Genomic DNA, 17,757 nt, shown 5'->3' on the forward strand with positions numbered 1-17,757 from the left:
TCAGGAAGGTCTTGACGACGTGGCTGCCCTCGGACCACCGGTGGCCGACGACGCGGACGTCGTTGCCCTGCTCGGGATGGGCGTTGTGCCAGTCCGAGAGGAGGTCGTCCAGACGGGGTAGAGCCGTTCCTCGGGAGGGTCCCAGGGCTTCAGGAGGTAGTGGTCGAGGCCGATCTCGTTGATCGCCGAGATCGCGACGTCGGTGTCGGCGTACGCCGTGAGCAGCAGGAGCTTGGCGTCCGGGACGTCGGCCCGCACCCGCGAGAGCAGCTCGATCCCGGTCATCGACGGCATCCGCTGGTCGGAGGCGACGAGGGCCAGCGGTTGGCCGCGCAGCACCAGCCGCGCGACGAGGTCGAGGGCCTCGGGGCCCGAGGAGGCCCGCAGGATGCGGTGCTCGGCCCCGTAGCGGGCGCGCAGGTCTCTCGCGATCGCAGCCGAGACGGGCGCGTCGTCGTCCACGGTGATGATCGCGGGCCGGGCCACGGCCTCAGCGTACGAGCCGGATCGCCTGCCGCGCGGGCAAGTCGGGCCACTTCACCCGCTGGAGGTGAGCGAGGCCGGGGTGCGCCACCGGACAGAGCGGACACATGGGGCGCCGACGCGATCGAACCTGCCGGTGCTGTCTGTGGTTGCGGCTGCGGCCGCTCCTACTGGGCGTCCTCGAGGTCGGACTGCGCGTCAGGCTCGTTGTCGAGCTCGGCGATGAGCGACTCGAGCTCGGAGCGGAGGAAGTCGATGTCCGGCGGGACGTTCGTCATGAGGATGTGGCGCCTCGGGTTGTTGGCGACCGCGAGGCCGACGCCGAGTCGGGACCGCCCGTGCTTCTCGCGCCAGGCGCGCTCGAGGTGCGGCCCACCGGTCCAGTCCACCGGCGCATGGAGCCACCCCTTGACGTCGACGAGGTCGCCGTCGGGGCCGTGACGTCGGTTCGTCGGGGGATCGAATCCCTCGAGGGTGACTCGCTCTTCCATACCTCTGACGTTACGGCTCCGGACGCCCGCGGACCAGTACCCGCGACAGGTCCGCGGCGATTCGTGAGGGAAGAGACAAGCCGGGCGACGGGTGGGCGCGCGCCCGAGTGGCGCCCGCCGGTGCCGGCGCCGGCGCCGCGCCGCGTGGGCCGCCTCGGCCAGCGCGCGTCGTGGTGCGAGGATGACGGGCGTGAGCTCGCCCGTCGCCGTCCCCACCGTCCCTGCGACCCACGTCGTCCGTGTCCCCGTGACGACGGTCTGGGCCGATCCCGAGAGCCCGCGAGCCGTCGACGCTCCGGCCGTCGCACCCGAGCCCGACAACGTCGGGTGGCTGGCCGCCCTCGACGCGAACGCAGCCCACGACGAGTCGGGGGACGGGCGGCTCGGGCTGCACGGCCGGGTCGAGACGCAGCTGCTCGCCGGTGAGCCCGTGGTCGTGACGCAGACGCACCACGGCGAGGCAACCGGTTCGTGGTCGCACGTCGTCGCCCCGTGGCAGCGGTCCCCCAAGGACGAGCGCGGCTACCCGGGCTGGGTGCCTACGGCGCACCTGACGCCCGCGCCCCACGTCTCACCGTTGGACAACCCGACGCCGGTGCTCGGCGGGACGCCGACGGCGTCGGCGTCCCCGTCGGTCTCTGCGTCGGGCGACGCGGTGCACCCTGCCGTGGCCGAGGCCCGCCGCCACATCGGCCTGCCCTACCTGTGGTCGGGCATCTCGCCGCTCGGCTTCGACTGCTCGGGGCTCGTGCTGCACACGTGGCGACGCATGGGCGTCGTCGTGGCGCGCGACGCCTACGCCCAGGCCGACTTCGCCTCGCCCGTCGACATCGCGTCGGTCCGTCCCGGCGACCTCTACTTCTTCGCGCGCCCCGGCCGGCGCATCCACCACGTCGGCATCGTCGTGCGCCCCGGCCGCATGGTCCACGCCTCGGAGACCGGTGGCGTGCTCGTCGAGGAGGACCTGTCCGCCGACCGCGTCGCCACCCTCGTCGCCGCCGGGCGCCTGCCGATGCCGTGAGCGTCGACCGCCGCACCGCTCCCCTGCTCGTCCTCGGTGGCGTCGTCTCGGTCCAGTTCGGCGGAGCCTTCGCCGCCACGCTCGTCCCGCGCATCGGGGCGCCGGGTTCGGTGCTGCTGCGGCTGCTCTTCGCCATGGTGATCCTGTATGCCGTCGCGCGGCCCTCGTGGCGTGGACGCAGCCGCTCCGACTGGGGCACCGTCGTGCTGTTCGGGCTGGCCCTGGCAGCGATGAACACCTCGTTCTACGCCTCCCTGGCACACCTGCCCATCGGCGTCGCGGTGACCATCGAGTTCCTCGGGCCGCTCGGGCTGGCGGCGGCGTTGAGCCGACGTCCTCGGGACGTCCTCGCCGTCGCGGCGGCCGCGGTCGGCGTGCTGCTCGTCTCCGGGGTGCTGCACACGTCGTGGGACCGGCTCGACGTCGTCGGTGTCGGGTTCGCCGCGCTCGCGGGCGTCATGTGGGCGGCCTACATCGTCCTCAGCCAACGCACCGGTCGCGCGTTCGGGGGGCTCGAAGGGCTGGCGCTCGCGCTCATCGTGTCCACCGTCGCGGTCGCGCCACTGGGACTGACCTCGGTGGACCGGTGGACCCCCGGGGACGTCGCCCTGGGCCTCGGCATCGCCGTCCTGTCGTCGGTGCTGCCCTACTCGCTGGAGCTCATCGCGCTGCGCCACCTGGCCCAGCACGTCTTCGGCATCCTGCTCAGCCTCGAGCCCGTCGTCGCGGCGCTGGCCGGCCTCGTGGTGCTCCACCAGGTCCTCGACCGCGCCCAGGTGGCCGGCATGGCGCTCGTCGTGCTGGCCAGCGCGGTCGTGCTCGGCGCGCAGTCCCGGCCCGAGTCGGCGGACGCCGGGATGGGTCCGGGCTGATGCAGGCGACCGACTGGCGCTTGACCTCAGGTCGACTCGAAGTCCTACCGTCGCCGGATGACCTCGGGCACCATGCGCACTGACTCATCCTCGACCGTCCCCGACGAGGGCGGCGGCATCATGTCCCCGGCGCTGCGGGCCACGACGGTCGGCGTGCTGGCGCTCGTCTCGCTCCACGCCTTCGAGGCCCTCGCCCTCACCACCGTCATGCCGACCATCGCCCGGGAGCTCGACGGCGCGTCGCTCTACGCGATGGCCTTCACCGCGACGCTCGCGTCCGGCATCGTCAGCATCGTCTGGTCCGGCAACCTCGCCGACCGTCGCGGTCCCCGCCCGCCGCTGCTGCTCGGGCTGGCGCTCTTCGCCACCGGGCTCGTCGTCGCCGGGCTCGCGCCCTCGATGGGGATGCTCGTCGCCGCACGGGTCGTGCAGGGCCTCGGCGCCGGCATGACGAGCACGGCGCTCTACGTCCTCGTCACCCGCGTCTACCCGCAGCGCCTGCACACGGCGATCCTCGCAGGCTTCTCGGCGGCCTGGGTCGTTCCCTCCATCGCAGGTCCCTTCGTCGCCGGGCTCATCACCCAGACCATCGGGTGGCGTTGGGTGTTCGGCCTCGCCCTCGTCGTGCTCGTCGTGGCGGCCGTGCTCCTCGGACGCATCCTCACCGGCCTGCGCCAGGAGGTCGTCGACGTGCCGTGGCGCACGCGCTCGATCGCGGCGTCGGGCGTCCTCGCGGTCGCCGTGCTCGGGCTCAACGCAGCCGCCGAGCGCCTCGACCCCCTGGGCATCGCGGTGGGCGTGGTCGCGCTCGTCGTCGTCGGACTCACCCTCCTGCCGCTCACACCTCGCGGGACCCTGCGCGCGGCCCGCGGGCTGCCGACCGACATCGCCCTGCGCGCGCTGGCCTTCGCCGCCTTCAGCGGCGCCGAGGTCTACCTGCCGCGCCTGCTGACGGAGCGCGACGGCTTGAGCCCGAGCCTCGCCGGGGTCGCCCTGACGGCCACGGGCGTCACGTGGTTCGCCGGGTCGTGGGTGCAGGGCCGCTGGGATCGCCGCTTCGAGGTCGGCCGTACCGCCTCCGTGTCGCTGGGCGCCATCACGCTCTCCCTCCTCGCGCTCGCGGCCGCCGTCGAGCTCGGAGCGCCTACGTGGGTCCTCATCGCCCTCTTCCCCGTCGTGGGCCTCGGGATCGGGACGCTCTACCCGCGCGTCACCGCGCAGGCGCTGGCTCGGGCCTCCGCGACCGAGCAGGGCCTCGTCAGCTCCGCACTGCAGATCGGGGACTCCTCGGGGGCCGCCACGGCCATCGCCCTGTCGGCCATCGCCTTCGCGGCGGCGGGCTCGGCCGTGCCGGGCGCGTATGCCGTCGTCTTCGTCGTCATGGCCGTGCCCGCCCTCGTCGGCTGGGTCGTCGCGCCGCGGGTGCGCTAGAGGCCGGTTCGGGACCTTGGTCCCTGTCGCCGGGCACCGGGGGCACGTACCTTCACAGGCACGACCTACCTCGAGCGCCACCCCGACCGGGATGTGACGTGACGGCCGGCTCCCCCCACCTTGCTCAGCGCCGGCCGTGCCCAGCTCGGCACAGGAGTCCTGATGACCCTTCCGCTCGACCCGCCCACCCTGCCCAGCATCGGCGAGTCCTCGGCGACCAGCGTGGCCGCCATGAGCATCCGCGAGCTCATCGGCGCGCTGACCACCATCGAGGACCGACTGCGTCACCTGCCGACGTTCGTCCCCTTGGGCGGGCGCCTGGTGACCAACCCGGAGCGGCGCCTGCTGCTCCGGCAGCAGCGGCTCGTCGTCGCGGGCCTGCGCCGGCACCGTGCCGCCATGCGCGCCCCGCTGTCCGGGCACCACGCCTAGCCGCCCGACGTCCGACCGGCACCCGTTCAGGTCAGGTCAAGCCAGATCAGGTCAGGTCAGGTCAGGTCAGGTCACGACGCGTCGTGCGTCGCCGCCCTCGAGGGCGCGTCGTCGCGCGGAGCGTCGCCAGGGGCGCCGGCGCTGACGGCGCCGTCCGGGCGGTCTGCGCGGTCCGCGCTGTCCACGCTGCCGGCGGGCCCACCCTCGACGCTGCTGTCGGGGCCGCTGCCGAGGGGACCGGCCTGCGCCGCCTCGAGCTTGGCGTCGCGGCTGGACCTCCACAGGCTCGCGATGGTCGTGACGCCGAGGATGAGCACGATCGCGCCGAGCGAGACGAGGATCGGGATGTCGGGGACCCCCTCGACGGGCTGCCCGCCGTTGATGAACGGCAGGTTGTTCTCGTGCAGCGCGTGCATGACGAGCTTGACGCCGATGAAGGCGAGCAGCACAGCGAGCCCGATGCTGAGGTAGACGAGCTTCTTGAGCAGGCCGCCGATGAGGAAGTACAGCTGCCGCAGACCCATGAGGGCGAAGATGTTGGCCGTCAGGACGAGGAAGGGCTCCTTCGTCAGGCCGTAGATCGCCGGGATGGAGTCGAGCGCGAAGAGCAGGTCGGTGGTGCCGAGCGCGAGGATGACGATGAGCATCGGCGTGATGAGGCGCTTGCCTTTCTCGATCACCGTCAGGCGGGTGCCGTTCCACTCCTTGGTGGCCGGGAAGCGCTTCTCGATCCAGAGCAGGAGCCGGTTCTCGTGGTACTCGTCGTCGTCGGTCTCGCCGCCCGTGGCGAGCTTGACGGCGGTGTACACGAGGAACGCGCCGAAGATGTAGAAGACCCACGAGTAGGCGTTGATGACGACCGCCCCGAGGGCGATGAACACGCCGCGCAGGATGATCGCGATGATGATGCCGATCATGAGCGCCGACTGCTGGAGCTTCTGCGGCACCTTGAAGCTGGCCATGATGAGCAGGAAGACGAAGAGGTTGTCGACCGACAGGGAGTACTCCGTCAGCCAGCCGGCATAGAACTCACCCGCGTACTGGCCGCCCCACTCGAACCACACGAAGAGGCCGAAGAGCACGGCCGCCGCGACGTAGAAGGCCAGGTGTCGCCCGGCCTCGGCCATCGACGGGACGTGCGGGCGCCTCGCGATGACGAAGACGTCGATCATGAGGAACACGGCCATCAGGCCGATCGTGAGGAACCAGCCCCACACGGGAACGTTCATGGGCACAACCTTCCGGTCACCAGATCAGTAACCGGAGGTCTCTCCCGCCCGACCTGAGGTCGGACCGACGGGACCGGGAGCGGCGGTGAGATCCACTCCGTGATGACGAGCCCGTCGTGTCGGGGATACTCCCCTCCGTGAACGCCTGAGTCTTTCACTCCCGCCGCCGTCCCTCAAATCGGTCCGCCCCGTGGCCACCCGGCGGACCCGGCTGCCCGGCGGAGCGGCTCAGCGAGTCGCCGCGCTCATCTGGCGCAGCTCCTTCTTCAGCTCGCCGATCTCGTCGCGCAACCGGGCCGCGAGCTCGAAGTGCAGCTCGGCCGCCGCCTGGTGCATCTGCGTCGTGAGCTCCTGGATGAGGCCGGCGAGGTCGGCGGCCGCCATGTCGGCCGGTCGGTTGGCCGTGCCTCCGGCGGAGACGCCCACGTCGGCCGCCATCGCCCCACGCCCGGACCCGCTCTTGCCGCGGGACTGCATGCGCCCCGAACCGAGCAGCTCCTGGGTGTCGGCGTCCTCGCGCTCGAGCAGGTCGGTGATGTCGGCGATCTTCTTGCGCAGCGGCGTCGGGTCGATGCCGTGCTCGGTGTTGTAGGCGATCTGCTTCTCGCGGCGCCGGTTGGTCTCGTCGAGCGCCTGCTCCATCGACGGCGTCATCTTGTCGGCGTACATGTGCACCTGGCCCGACACGTTTCGCGCGGCACGCCCGATGGTCTGGATGAGCGACCGGGCCGAGCGCAGGAAGCCCTCCTTGTCGGCGTCGAGGATCGACACGAGCGAGACCTCGGGCAGGTCGAGGCCCTCACGGAGGAGGTTGATGCCGACGAGGACGTCGAAGACGCCGGTGCGCAGCTCGCGCAGCAGCTCGACGCGGCGCAGGGTGTCGATGTCGCTGTGGAGGTAGCGGACCCGGATGCCCTTGTCGAGGAGGTAGTCGGTCAGGTCCTCGGCCATCTTCTTCGTCAGGGTGGTGACGAGGACACGCTCGTTGCGCTTGGTGCGCTCCTGGATCTCGTGCATGAGGTCGTCGATCTGGCCCTTGGTCGGCTTGAGCACGACCTCGGGGTCGATGAGGCCGGTGGGTCGGATGATCTGCTCGACCGGCGGGCCGGACTTGGCCAGCTCGTACTCCCCCGGCGTGGCGGAGAGGTAGACGGTCTGCCCGATGCGCTCGAGGAACTCCTCCCACTTCAGCGGCCGGTTGTCCATGGCGCTCGGCAGGCGGAAGCCGTGCTCGACGAGCATCCGCTTGCGGGACATGTCGCCCTCGTACATCGCGCCGATCTGCGGCACCGTCTGGTGCGACTCGTCGAGCACAAGGAGGAAGTCCTCGGGGAAGTAGTCGATGAGGCAGTTCGGCGCCGAGCCCGCGGTGCGGCCGTCGATGTGGCGGCTGTAGTTCTCGATGCCGTTGCAGAAGCCGACCTGGCGCATCATCTCGAGGTCGTACGTCGTGCGCATGCGCAGCCGCTGGGCCTCGAGCAGCTTGCCCTGCTTCTCGAAGAGCGCGAGCTGGTCCTCGAGCTCGAGCTCGATGCCGCGGATGGCGCGCTCCATGCGCTCGGGGCCGGCGACGTAGTGCGAGGCGGGGAAGACGTACATCTCCTGCTCCTCGTTGACGACCTCGCCGGTGACCGGGTGCAGGGTGTAGATGCGCTCGATCTCGTCACCGAAGAACTCGATGCGGATCGCCAGCTCCTCGTAGACCGGGATGATCTCGACGGTGTCGCCCCGGACCCGGAACGTGCCGCGCGTGAAGGCGAGGTCGTTGCGGGTGTACTGCATCTCGACGAAGCGGCGCAGCAGGTCGTCGCGCACGACCTCCTGGCCGACCTTGAGCCGGGCCATCCGGTCGACGTACTCCTGTGGCGTGCCGAGGCCGTAGATGCACGACACCGAGGCGACGACGATGACGTCGCGTCGGGTCAGCAGCGAGTTGGTGGCCGAGTGCCGCAGCCGCTCGACCTCGTCGTTGACCGAGCTGTCCTTCTCGATGTAGGTGTCGGTCTGCGGGATGTACGCCTCGGGCTGGTAGTAGTCGTAGTAGCTGACGAAGTACTCGACGGCGTTGTTGGGCAGCAGCTCGCGGAACTCGTTGGCCAGCTGCGCGGCGAGCGTCTTGTTGGGCGCCATGACGAGCGTCGGACGCTGGACCTGCTCGATGAGCCAGGCCGTCGTGGCGGACTTGCCGGTGCCGGTGGCGCCGAGCAGGACGGTGTCGGTCTCGCCCGCCTTGACCCGCCGCGCGAGCTCGGCGATCGCCGTGGGCTGGTCACCGCTCGGGGTGTACTCGGAGATCACCTCGAAGGGTGCCACCGTGCGCTGGAGGTCGGTCGTGGGACGCATGGCTCAACCGTACGTCGCACGACCGACAGTCCCCCACCCGCTACTCCTCCCAGACGTAGGCCGGACGCAGCTCGACCGTGTCTCCGGGCCCGGCGAAGTTCACCGCGAGCTCCTCGGCCCGCTCCCGGGACGCGACGTCGAGCAGGAAGAAGCCGGCCAGGTGCTCCTTGCTCTCGGCATAGGGCCCGTCCGTGGCCACGGTGCCGTCGGCGGCCCAGCGGTAGAGGCGGGACGACGACGGGTCACCGAGCGCCTCACCGCCCTTGAGCTCGCCGCTCCTCGAGAGCTCTTCGAGCATGGCGTCGAAGGCCGCGCCTCCGGCGTCCCGCTCCTCCTGCGGCCGGGCGAGCGCCTCGGCGACGAAGTTCCCCGTGGGGTGGCCCCAGGGCTGGGGGTTGGAGTGGATGAGGATGACGTACTTCATGGGCGGTGCCTTCCGGATCGCGGGCGGCCAGTCTGCCGCCTCGCGAGTGACGTCGGAGTCGACACGCCGTCCTCGACATCAGGAGCCGTCACGGCACCCGGTGGGTCCACTCCGGGGTCGCGAACTTCTCGTCGACGAGGCGCTGGGCGGCCTCGATCTCGTCCGGTGTGTAGTCCGAGAGGGACGAACGGTAGCGCCGGGCGAAGGAGCCGGCGAAGGACTCGAGGATGGCGTCACGCGTCATCCCGGTCTGCGAGCGCATGGGGTCGACTCGCTTGTTGGCGGACTTCGTCCCCTTGTCGCTCATCTTCTCGCGGCCGATGCGCAGCACCTCGAGCATCTTGTCGGCGTCGATGTCGTAGGCCATCGTCACGTGGTGCAGCACGGCCCCGGCGACGAAGCGCTTCTGGGCCGCACCGCCGATCTTGCCCTTGTCGCTCGCGATGTCGTTGAGCGGCACGAAGTGGGCGTTGACGCCGACGTCGGCGAGGGCCTCGATGACCCACTCGTCGAGGAAGGAGTAGGAGCGCTCGAAGCTCAGCCCCTCGACGAGCGAGGTCGGCACGACGAGCGAGTACGTGATGGTGTTGCCGGGCTCCATGAACATCGCGCCACCGCCCGAGACACGCCGGACGACGTCGATGCCGTGGCGCTGCGCCCCCTCGGGGTCGACCTCGTTGCGCACCGACTGGAAGGAGCCGATGACGACGAGCGGGCTGTCCCAGTCCCAGAAGCGCAGGGTCGGCGGCCGCTCCCCCGCGGCGACCTCGCGGGCGATGACCTCGTCGAGCGCGACGTGCAGCGCCGGGGCTAGCACGCGGGCCGGGATGACGTCGAACTCGTGGTCGTCCCACCCGGTCGCCTTGCCGAGGGCCCGGCGGATCGCGATGCCGATCGACTCCGCGGTGAAGCCGATGAGCGACACGTCGTCGGCGAGGGCGCCCGTGACGGCGCCGGCCAGCTGCTCGACGCCCGCCTCGACGGGCATCCCGGTCAGGGCCGTGTTGATGTCGCCCAAGGCCTCGTCCGGCTCGAGGAAGAAGTCGCCCGACACGCTGACACCGGCCAGCCTGCCGTCCACCTCCTCGAGGTCGACCGCCACGAGCTTGCCACCAGGGACCTTGTACTCACCACGCATGCCACCCACAACACCACGAACCGCCTGCGTATGCCGTGTGCTCCCTAACGGGGTCGCCAACCCGTGCGCTCGGCCCACGCGTTCGCGCGCTGCCACGCACCCTCGAACCACGGCTCCTTGGCCACGACGTAGTCGGAGGTCGTGCTGTGGAGCGCGAGGAGCCGACGCTTCTCGGCGGCGTACGCGTCTCGCTCGACGGGCTCGTGGCGCAGCCAGTCCCGGAAGAGGAGCGCGAATCTCCAACCGGCAGAGCCGTGCTCGCGCACGTGGACGTGCACGTGGTTGTCGGGGTCGCACCCGCCGAGGAACTGCTTCAGCCAGGCCGTGGGGTCGGCCCCGTGCGGGTGCGGCGTGTCGGAGTGGATGCCGTGGCTGAAGACGTAGCCGGCACCGGCGAACGCCGCTCGCACGTCGTCCCGGTCGACGTCGTCGAGGTGGTGCACCCCGACCTGCACGTCGAGGACGTCCTTGGCGAGCAGCCCGGGCACCGACGTGGACCCGACGTGCGACACCTCGGTGACGACACCCGCCGGCGCGAGCGCAGCCGCAAGCCGGGCGACGACGCGCTCGGCGCGAGACTCCCAGTCCGGGCGCGGCTCGACGACGCAGTCGGCTGCGAGCTCGGGACGACCCGAGCGGGTTCCGCTCACGAGGTTCGCGGCATACGGCTGCAGGCGCTGCGACCACAGCGCGTCGACAGCCCGCACGAGGTCCTCCGGCGTGCCCGAGTTGTCGAGGACGACGTCGGCGACCGCGCGCCGCTCCGCATCGGTGGCCTGCGCGGCGATGCGGTGGCGGGCGTCCTCCTCCGGTAGTCCGCGCTGCTCGACGAGCCGGCGCACGCGTGTCTCGGCGTCGGCCTCGACGACGAGGGCGAGGTGCTCGTGCACCCAGAGACCGCGCTCGACCAGCAGGGGCATGTCGTAGACGGAGACGCCGTCCCGCGGTCCGGCCGAGCGCTGCTCGGCCACGCGCGCCGCGATGGCGGGGCCGGTGATCGCGTCGAGCGCGTCCAGGGCGCCACGGTCCGGGAAGACGATCGCCGCCAGGGCGGCCCGGTCCAGCGAGCCGTCGGCGCGGATCACGCCGTCGCCGAAGCGCTCCCGGATGCGCTGCAGCGTCGGCTCGCCCTGCTCGACGACCTCGCGCGCGACCGCGTCGGCGTCGACGACGTGCGCCCCGAGCTCACCGAGCCGACGAGAGACCGTGGACTTGCCCGACCCGATCCCTCCGGTGACCCCGACGCGCAGCACCCGGCCAGCCTACGGGCCACCGCCCCTCCCCGCCGAACGCCGCGTTCGATCGCGAACTCAGTGTTCTGCCAGTGAGTTCGGCGCCGAACGCGGCGTTCGGTCCGTGCAGGCAGGTCGGTGGAAGGGGGCGCGGGTCAGGCGAGGCGCGCGGGGAAGCCGCCCGTGGCGACCGGGCCCCAGCGGGTCGGCGTGACGCGCAGCAGCGACTTGCCCTGGTCGCGCATCGCCTGGCGGTACTCGTCCCAGTCGGGGTGCTCGCCGGAGATGGCGCGGAAGTAGTCGACGAGGGGCTCGACGGACTCGGGCAGGTCGATGACCTCGCAGTCGCCGTCGACCTGGACCCACTCGCCGCCGAAGTCGTCGGACAGCACCAGCACACTGACCTGGGGCCGGCGGCGGGCGTTCGCCGTCTTGGCACGCTCGGGGTAGGTGGAGATGACGATGCGGCCCTGCTCGTCGACGCCTCCGGTGACCGGCGACGCCTGCGGACGGCCGTCGGACCGCTGGGTCATGAGCACCATCGAGTGGCGGGGCCGCACGAAGTCGAGCAGCGCCTCGCGGTCGACCTCGGTGTTCGTGGCGATCTGGCGGGGCATGGCTACTCCTCGGTCTCAGGGTCGGTGTCAGGGACGGTGTCAGAGTCGGTGTCGGCGGTGGTGACGTCGCACTGGTCGAAGGTCACGACGAGCGTGTCGGCCAGCCACGCGGCATACGCAGGGTGGCTCCAGCCGCAGCGACGCACGAGGCGGTCGTAGATCTCCGGCGCGCTGAGGGTCCAGCAGATGTCGAGGAACCGCTCGCGGTCGAACCGCTCCGGCAGTCCGTGCGCTCGCTCGAGGGCGGCCACCGCGTTGGTGTTGCCTGCGCGCCGCTCGCGGTCGATCGTCGCGACGAACTCCTGCAGCCCCGTGTCCGCACCTGGCCCCTGCGCGAGCAGCACGCCGAGCAGCGGGCCGACCCGCTCGTAGATCGTCGCGCACAGGGCGGCGTAGGCGCGCACGAAGGTCGGGCGGTCGGGGGCCTGGGACATGGCCCGGAACTCGGGACGCTCCTGCATCGCCACGGGCGCGTCGTCGCCGGCCAGCATGACGTCGTAGACACCCTTGACGACGTCGGACTTCGAGCCCACGGCGTTGTAGACGGTCTGGGCGCTCACCCCGGCGGCGGCGGCGAGGCCGCTGACCGACATCGCGTGGTAGCCGTCGCGGAGCAACATCTCGGCCGCTGCCTCGATGATCCGACGCCGCGTCGCGAGCGCCGCCTCGGCCCGGGAGCTGTTGTCGTACGCCCGGTCTGTTGACATCGGAGCCCTTCGAAAAGCATCATGAGTTCGCTGGAACGGCGTTCTAGCGAATGGGTGGGGTCCAGGGGTCCCCACCCGACTGCTGCACCAGGCGGTTGCAGCGCCGACATCGGCGCCTGTCGACCGCACGAGTGTGACACGAGCGCCACCGCTCCCGCCCCCGAGGGGCACCGGGAGGGGGAGCGAGGGGCCGGGCCGCAGGGGTCCCGGCCCCTCGCTACGGGCGCGTCAGGCGCAGGCGGGCGCGAGCACCGACAGGGCGCGGTCCGGGTAGTCCGAGACGAGCCCGTCGACACCGGCCTGGACGAGCTCGACCATGCGGTCCGCCTCGTTGACCGTCCACGGCAGGACCGCGAGGCCGGCCGCGTGGGCCCGCTCGACGAAGTCCGCGTCGACGAGCACGTGCTCCGGCGAGATGACCTGCGCGCCGACGGCGGCGGCCCCCTCGCACACGTCCACGTGGGTCTCCCCCACGACGACGCTCCCGGTCCACGGGCTCCCGCGCACCCACGTGACGGCCGACTCGACGAGCGCCGAGCGGTTCACCTGCGGCGCGAGCTCGGCGGACAGCTCGAGCACCGCCCAGTCGAAGGAGTGCACGAAGCACTGGCGCTCGAGACGGGCATCGTGGACCCTCGAGAGGACCCCCTCGAGCAGGCGGCGCCGGTGGGCGGACTCCCCCTCGTCGAGCGGGTTGACCTTGAGCTCGATGGTCCACCACACCTCGGGAGCCCGTTCGAGCCCGTGCGCGAGGACCTCGTCCAGCGTGCTGATGCGGGCCCCCGGCGACGGGCGCTGCTCGGGGAAGCCCTCCAGCGTCAGGCTGCCGACGTCGACGGTGCGCAGCTGGTCCAGCGTCAGGTCGGCGACCCGCGCCCCGACGAGGTCCGGGCCGGTCGAGCGGCACTTGGTCGGCAGCAGCACCGGGTCGTGCCACACGACGACGTGGCCGTCGGCCGTGAGCCGCACGTCGAGCTCGACACCGGTCACCCCCGCGTCGTACGCCGCGGCGAAGCTCGCCAGGGTGTTCTCGACGACGAGGCCCTTGGCGCCCCGGTGACCCTCGACGTCGAAGCGGCCCGACGCCCACGGACCGGGTCGTGTCGACATCTCAGGCCTCGATCCGCTCGCCGGACGCCGCGTCGAAGAGGTGCACCTCGTCCCGGTTCGGCTCCACGTGCACGACGTCGCCGACCGTCAGGTGGGTTCGCTTGTCGAGTCGGACCGTGACCCGGTCGGCTCCCTCGTCGGCTCCGGCCGGCGCCGAGGCGCCGCTGGAGTCCGGCGAGTGCGGATGCGGGCTTCGCTCATATTGAGCGATGGTTTCGGTCACAAGTGACTGCACCCGGCCAACCTAGCCGCGCAGATGCACTGAACGCGGCCTTGGCGCGTCAGAGGTTCGACGCGGGTCTGAACTCCGGTGACGGTTCGGGCTCGAGGCGTTCGGCCTGCGCCGCCTGTGCGGTCTGCTCGGCATCGCGTCGACGGGGGACGCGAAGAGCCCCGGACCCAACGGGTCCGGGGCTCCGTGCGAGCGGTCAGCTCAGAGCGACGAGGCTCAGTTGCCCGTCAGCTTCTCGCGGAGCGCAGCGAGCGCCTCGTCCGAAGCAAGGGTGCCCTCGACCGGGGCCGGGGCGTTGCGCGGGGCGCGCTCGCCACGGTCGGCGTCACCGGAGTCGGCGACGTCACCGGTCGCGGACGAGTAGGACGTCGCGGAGCCGGCGTTGGCCGCAGCCTCGGCGTCGGCCTTCGTCGCGGCGTCGACCTGGGCCTTGTGGGCCTCCCAGCGAGCGTGGGCGTCGGCGTACTGACGCTCCCACTTCTCGCGCTGGGCGTCGAAGCCCTCGAGCCACTCGTTCGTCTCCGGGTCGAAGCCCTCGGGGTACTTGTAGTTGCCCTGCTCGTCGTACTCGGCGGCCATGCCGTAGAGCGTCGGGTCGAACTCCGACGCCGAGACGGCCTGGTCGTTGGCCTGCTTGAGCGACAGCGAGATGCGGCGACGCTCGAGGTCGATGTCGATGACCTTGACGAAGATCTCGTCGCCGACGTTGACGACCTGCTCCGGCAGCTCCACGTGGCGCTCGGCCAGCTCGGAGATGTGCACGAGGCCCTCGATGCCGTCCTCGACGCGCACGAACGCACCGAACGGGACGAGCTTCGTGACCTTGCCGGGGACGACCTGGCCGATGGCGTGCGTGCGAGCGAAGTGCTGCCAGGGGTCCTCCTGCGTCGCCTTCAGCGACAGGGAGACACGCTCACGGTCCATGTCGACGTCGAGCACCTCGACGGTGACCTCGGTGCCGACCTCGACGACCTCGGACGGGTGGTCGATGTGCTTCCACGACAGCTCGGAGACGTGGACGAGACCGTCGACGCCGCCGAGGTCCACGAACGCACCGAAGTTGACGATGGAGGACACGACGCCCGAACGGACCTGGCCCTTCTGGAGCTCCTTGAGGAACGTCGTGCGCACCTCGGACTGCGTCTGCTCGAGCCAGGCACGGCGCGACAGGACCACGTTGTTGCGGTTCTTGTCGAGCTCGATGATCTTGGCCTCGATCTCCTTGCCGACGTACGGCTGGAGGTCGCGGACACGGCGCATCTCGACGAGCGAGGCGGGCAGGAAGCCGCGGAGGCCGATGTCGAGGATGAGACCACCCTTGACGACCTCGATGACGGTGCCGGTGACGACGCCGTCCTCTTCCTTGACCTTCTCGATCGTGCCCCAGGCGCGCTCGTACTGCGCACGCTTCTTGGACAGGATCAGACGGCCTTCCTTGTCCTCCTTCTGGAGGACGAGGGCCTCGACCTCGTCACCGACCTTGACGATCTCGCCCGGGTCGACGTCGTGCTTGATGGACAGCTCGCGCGAGGGGATGACGCCCTCGGTCTTGTAGCCGATGTCGAGCAGGACCTCGTCCCGGTCGACCTTGACGATGCGACCCTCGACGATGTCGCCGTCGTTGAAGTCCTTGATGGTGGCGTCGATCGCCGCAAGGATGTCTTCCTGAGAGCCGATGTCGTTGATGGCAATCTCAGGCGCGGTCTTCTCGACCGTGTTGGCAGTCATGTAGTAGGAACTCCGATTGTGGACGGTTAGATTGGGACCTCGTGGCGGCGGGCCTGACGGCTCGTGCCCCGATGCCTTTGTGGACAGGTTCAACATTGATCGTGCGCACACGAATGTGCTCGGCAATCCTATCCGCGCTGTCAGCACCCGGTCAAAAGAGACGATGTATGCCGTGAGCACGCCCACCGACGCCACCCGACGTCCCGCTCCCCCGGCCGAGACGGCCACGGCCAACCGCACGTGGTGGGACGGCGAGGCCACGTCGTACTACGTCGAGCACGGCTCGTTCCTCGGCGACACCGACTTCGTGTGGGGGCCCGAGCGCCTGCGCGAGGAGGACGCCCGCCTGCTCGGCGACCCGTCCGGCCAGGTGGTCCTCGAGATCGGCGCGGGCTCGGGCCAGTGCTCGCGCTGGCTCGCCGCGCACCGCGCGACCGTCGTGGCCACCGACCTCTCGGCGGGGATGGTCGCGACGGGGGTGGCGGTCAACGCCGCCGTCGAGAGCGAGGCCCGCGTGCCGTTCGCCCAGTGCGACGGACGGTCCCTCCCCTTCGCCGACGCGTCCTTCGACACGGTCTTCACGGCATACGGCGTCGTGCCCTTCGTCGCAGACTCCGACGTCGTCATGGCCGAGGCTGCCCGGGTGCTGCGGCCGGGCGGCCGCTTCGTCTTCTCCACGACCCACCCGATCCGGTGGGCCTTCCCGGACGACCCGGGTGCCGGCGGCCTCACGGCGCGCCACTCGTACTTCGACCGCACGCCCTACGTCGAGCAGGACGCGTCGGGACACGCCACCTACGTCGAGCACCACCGCACGCTCGGCGACCGGGTGCGCGAGATCGCGGCGGCCGGGCTGGTGCTCGTCGACCTCGTCGAGCCGGAGTGGCCCGAGGGGCACGACGAGCCGTGGGGCGGATGGTCCCCACTGCGCGGGCGGGTCATCCCCGGCACGGCGATCTTCGTCTGCCGCAAGCCCGCCTGACAGCCGGCGGGCTCGCGGCCTCTGGACCACGCGGTCGGGCGCGGGCCGACCCCGGTCAGGCGCCGGCGTTCTCGTGGCGTCCGCGCTCGGCGCCGGAGCCGACGCCCAGCTCGTCGATGCCCCCGTCACCCTCCGACCGCGTCCCGCGGCGGGAGCGCGACGGGCCGGACGGAGCGCCGGCGGCCACCGGCGCCGGGCGGCGGCCGATGAGGACCGCGCCGAGGACGATGAGCAGCAGGCCGCCGACGAGGCCGATCCAGAGCAGCGGACCATGGATGAAGCCGAGGAGACGGCCCTTGCTCCCCCAGGTCTCGGCGTTCTTGCGCACGGTGTCGTCGGTGTAGCCGATGGTGCCCTTGGTCGTGGCCACCGTGCCGAACTGGCTCTGCAGGTACTTGTCGACCTGCTCCTGGCCCTTGATGATGACACCGGTGTTGGGCTCGATCCAGAGCGTGCGCACGTTGCCGTAGAAGACCTTGGCAGGGACCATCGCGCTGCCGGGCTGGTCGAAGACCCCGGCCGGCACGTCCCTCGTCGAGCGCTCGGCGGTGGGCGTCACCTGCTGGAAGACGTAGGTGTCGGTGCCGAAGAGGTTCTCCTCGCGGACGAACTTCATCTCGGCGGCGTCGCTGAGGTCGCCGTCCCACCAGGGGTAGGTCTTCTTCTCGACGGCGAAGGGGAACTTGAAGAACAGGCCCTTGTGGACGACGTCGACCATCTTGTCCGGCTTGTCGAGCTCGCCCGCCGAGCGCTGGTCACGGCTGGACCCGGTGGCGAGACCGGTGACGCGGTCGAAGGTGACGACCTCGTTGGAGTACGTCAGGGCCCCGACGCCGACCGCCTCGGACGTGACGCCGGTCTGCCAGATGGCGACGTTGCCGTCGAGCTCGGCCGGGGTGAGGGCGCCCGGGATCCCGACGATCTGACGCGTGCTGCGCAGGGTGACGCCGGTCAGCTTGTCGTAGTGCTGCCCGTCCGTCTCGGAGCCCCAGACCCGGAGTGCGGACATGTTCTCGCCCTGCGAGACCGACGCGGTGCTCTTGCTCGGGTCCTTGGCGTCGACGACGTTGCTCTGGTCGAGGGAGACGGTCGCGAGCCGCTCGTAGAGGTAGGAACGGGACACCGCCCCGACCACCAGGAGGAGGACGCCGAGGGCGAGGGCAACTGCTCCGATAACACGACGCACGGATGACTCCCGGGTATGGTGACAACGCTGTCAACGGGCACGAGTTACGCATCAGTAACCCATGACTCCGCGCGGAGCCTACCAGCGTGTATCTTGGCC

Annotated in this window: 18 protein-coding genes; 5 read left to right on the forward strand and 13 right to left on the reverse strand. The window is 71.1% G+C overall.

Annotated features, from left to right (window positions below; genetic code table 11):
• The gene (locus IEY30_RS21985; protein WP_229675072.1) at positions 1–486 is read right to left on the reverse strand and encodes a response regulator; all 486 of its coding nucleotides are present in this window, start codon (positions 484–486) and stop codon (positions 1–3) included.
• 164 nt (positions 487–650) lie between these two features.
• Positions 651–974 (reverse strand): hypothetical protein, encoded by a 324-nt coding sequence (locus IEY30_RS17565; RefSeq protein WP_030202094.1) that lies wholly within the window; start codon positions 972–974, stop codon positions 651–653.
• Positions 975–1,164: 190 nt separating this feature from the next.
• Between IEY30_RS17565 and IEY30_RS17570 the strand changes: the two genes are divergently transcribed.
• The 4 genes from IEY30_RS17570 (at position 1,165) to IEY30_RS17585 (ending at position 4,730) form a co-directional block, all read left to right on the forward strand.
• Positions 1,165–1,995 (forward strand): C40 family peptidase, encoded by an 831-nt coding sequence (locus IEY30_RS17570; protein ID WP_229675073.1) that lies wholly within the window; start codon positions 1,165–1,167, stop codon positions 1,993–1,995.
• Positions 1,992–2,867: an EamA family transporter gene (locus IEY30_RS17575; protein WP_030202088.1), complete on the forward strand. Its 876-nt coding sequence runs from the start codon at positions 1,992–1,994 to the stop codon at positions 2,865–2,867. The genes IEY30_RS17570 and IEY30_RS17575 overlap by 4 nt, the downstream gene beginning before the upstream one ends.
• Positions 2,868–2,924: 57 nt before the next feature.
• Complete coding sequence (locus tag IEY30_RS17580) at positions 2,925–4,298, forward strand: MFS transporter (protein WP_052358882.1); 1,374 nt, start codon at positions 2,925–2,927, stop codon at positions 4,296–4,298.
• Between the two features lie 162 nt (positions 4,299–4,460).
• Positions 4,461–4,730 (forward strand): hypothetical protein, encoded by a 270-nt coding sequence (locus IEY30_RS17585; RefSeq protein ID WP_030202081.1) that lies wholly within the window; start codon positions 4,461–4,463, stop codon positions 4,728–4,730.
• A 71-nt stretch (positions 4,731–4,801) separates the two neighbouring features.
• On the opposite strand, the gene IEY30_RS17590 is transcribed toward IEY30_RS17585, so the two are convergent.
• From IEY30_RS17590 to rpsA, 10 genes are all read right to left on the reverse strand, one after another.
• Positions 4,802–5,959, reverse strand: coding sequence for a TerC family protein (locus IEY30_RS17590; protein WP_030202078.1), 1,158 nt, complete (start codon positions 5,957–5,959; stop codon positions 4,802–4,804).
• 228 nt (positions 5,960–6,187) lie between these two features.
• Positions 6,188–8,302: an excinuclease ABC subunit UvrB gene (gene uvrB, locus IEY30_RS17595; protein WP_030202075.1), complete on the reverse strand. Its 2,115-nt coding sequence runs from the start codon at positions 8,300–8,302 to the stop codon at positions 6,188–6,190.
• 40 nt (positions 8,303–8,342) lie between these two features.
• Complete coding sequence (locus tag IEY30_RS17600) at positions 8,343–8,726, reverse strand: YciI family protein (RefSeq protein ID WP_030202072.1); 384 nt, start codon at positions 8,724–8,726, stop codon at positions 8,343–8,345.
• 88 nt (positions 8,727–8,814) lie between these two features.
• Complete coding sequence (gene lplAB / locus IEY30_RS17605) at positions 8,815–9,864, reverse strand: lipoate-protein ligase LplAB (RefSeq protein ID WP_030202071.1); 1,050 nt, start codon at positions 9,862–9,864, stop codon at positions 8,815–8,817.
• A 44-nt stretch (positions 9,865–9,908) separates the two neighbouring features.
• Positions 9,909–11,117: a dephospho-CoA kinase gene (coaE, locus tag IEY30_RS17610; protein WP_030202069.1), complete on the reverse strand. Its 1,209-nt coding sequence runs from the start codon at positions 11,115–11,117 to the stop codon at positions 9,909–9,911.
• A 134-nt stretch (positions 11,118–11,251) separates the two neighbouring features.
• Positions 11,252–11,713: a PPOX class F420-dependent oxidoreductase gene (locus IEY30_RS17615; RefSeq protein WP_030202068.1), complete on the reverse strand. Its 462-nt coding sequence runs from the start codon at positions 11,711–11,713 to the stop codon at positions 11,252–11,254.
• A 2-nt stretch (positions 11,714–11,715) separates the two neighbouring features.
• Complete coding sequence (locus tag IEY30_RS17620; protein WP_081920626.1) at positions 11,716–12,420, reverse strand: TetR/AcrR family transcriptional regulator; 705 nt, start codon at positions 12,418–12,420, stop codon at positions 11,716–11,718.
• A 228-nt stretch (positions 12,421–12,648) separates the two neighbouring features.
• Complete coding sequence (locus tag IEY30_RS17625) at positions 12,649–13,530, reverse strand: glycerophosphodiester phosphodiesterase family protein (RefSeq protein ID WP_030202066.1); 882 nt, start codon at positions 13,528–13,530, stop codon at positions 12,649–12,651.
• A gap of 1 nt (position 13,531) precedes the next feature.
• On the reverse strand, positions 13,532–13,765 hold the full coding sequence (locus IEY30_RS17630) for a hypothetical protein (RefSeq protein ID WP_229675074.1): 234 nt from the start codon (positions 13,763–13,765) through the stop codon (positions 13,532–13,534).
• A gap of 213 nt (positions 13,766–13,978) precedes the next feature.
• Entirely contained in the window at positions 13,979–15,490 is a 1,512-nt protein-coding gene (rpsA, locus tag IEY30_RS17635; protein WP_030202060.1) for a 30S ribosomal protein S1, read from the reverse strand.
• Between the two features lie 172 nt (positions 15,491–15,662).
• Here rpsA and IEY30_RS17640 point away from each other — a divergent pair, with 172 nt between their 5' ends.
• Positions 15,663–16,472 carry a class I SAM-dependent methyltransferase gene (locus IEY30_RS17640; RefSeq protein WP_052358881.1) on the forward strand — a complete coding sequence of 270 codons (810 nt, stop codon included), beginning with the start codon at positions 15,663–15,665 and terminating at the stop codon, positions 16,470–16,472.
• A 55-nt stretch (positions 16,473–16,527) separates the two neighbouring features.
• Here the strand turns inward: IEY30_RS17640 and pgfA are convergent, their stop codons facing one another.
• Positions 16,528–17,658, reverse strand: coding sequence for a cell envelope lipid trafficking protein PgfA (pgfA, locus tag IEY30_RS17645; RefSeq protein WP_081920625.1), 1,131 nt, complete (start codon positions 17,656–17,658; stop codon positions 16,528–16,530).
• Positions 17,659–17,757: the final 99 nt, after the last annotated feature.

Source organism: Terrabacter tumescens, assembly GCF_014646815.1.
Taxonomy (GTDB): Bacteria; Actinomycetota; Actinomycetes; order Actinomycetales; family Dermatophilaceae; genus Terrabacter; species Terrabacter tumescens.

Excerpts from the sequence above, each read along its gene's own strand:
- IEY30_RS17565 (WP_030202094.1), bottom strand. The coding sequence starts at position 974 with ATGGAAGAGCGAGTCACCCTCGAGGGATTCGATCCCCCGACGAACCGA.
- IEY30_RS17580 (WP_052358882.1), top strand. The coding sequence starts at position 2,925 with ATGACCTCGGGCACCATGCGCACTGACTCATCCTCGACCGTCCCCGAC.
- IEY30_RS17585 (WP_030202081.1), top strand. The coding sequence starts at position 4,461 with ATGACCCTTCCGCTCGACCCGCCCACCCTGCCCAGCATCGGCGAGTCC.
- IEY30_RS17590 (WP_030202078.1), bottom strand. The coding sequence starts at position 5,959 with ATGAACGTTCCCGTGTGGGGCTGGTTCCTCACGATCGGCCTGATGGCC.
- uvrB (WP_030202075.1), bottom strand. The coding sequence starts at position 8,302 with ATGCGTCCCACGACCGACCTCCAGCGCACGGTGGCACCCTTCGAGGTG.
- IEY30_RS17600 (WP_030202072.1), bottom strand. The coding sequence starts at position 8,726 with ATGAAGTACGTCATCCTCATCCACTCCAACCCCCAGCCCTGGGGCCAC.
- lplAB (WP_030202071.1), bottom strand. The coding sequence starts at position 9,864 with ATGCGTGGTGAGTACAAGGTCCCTGGTGGCAAGCTCGTGGCGGTCGAC.
- IEY30_RS17615 (WP_030202068.1), bottom strand. The coding sequence starts at position 11,713 with ATGCCCCGCCAGATCGCCACGAACACCGAGGTCGACCGCGAGGCGCTG.
- IEY30_RS17620 (WP_081920626.1), bottom strand. The coding sequence starts at position 12,420 with ATGTCAACAGACCGGGCGTACGACAACAGCTCCCGGGCCGAGGCGGCG.
- IEY30_RS17625 (WP_030202066.1), bottom strand. The coding sequence starts at position 13,530 with ATGTCGACACGACCCGGTCCGTGGGCGTCGGGCCGCTTCGACGTCGAG.
- rpsA (WP_030202060.1), bottom strand. The coding sequence starts at position 15,490 with ATGACTGCCAACACGGTCGAGAAGACCGCGCCTGAGATTGCCATCAAC.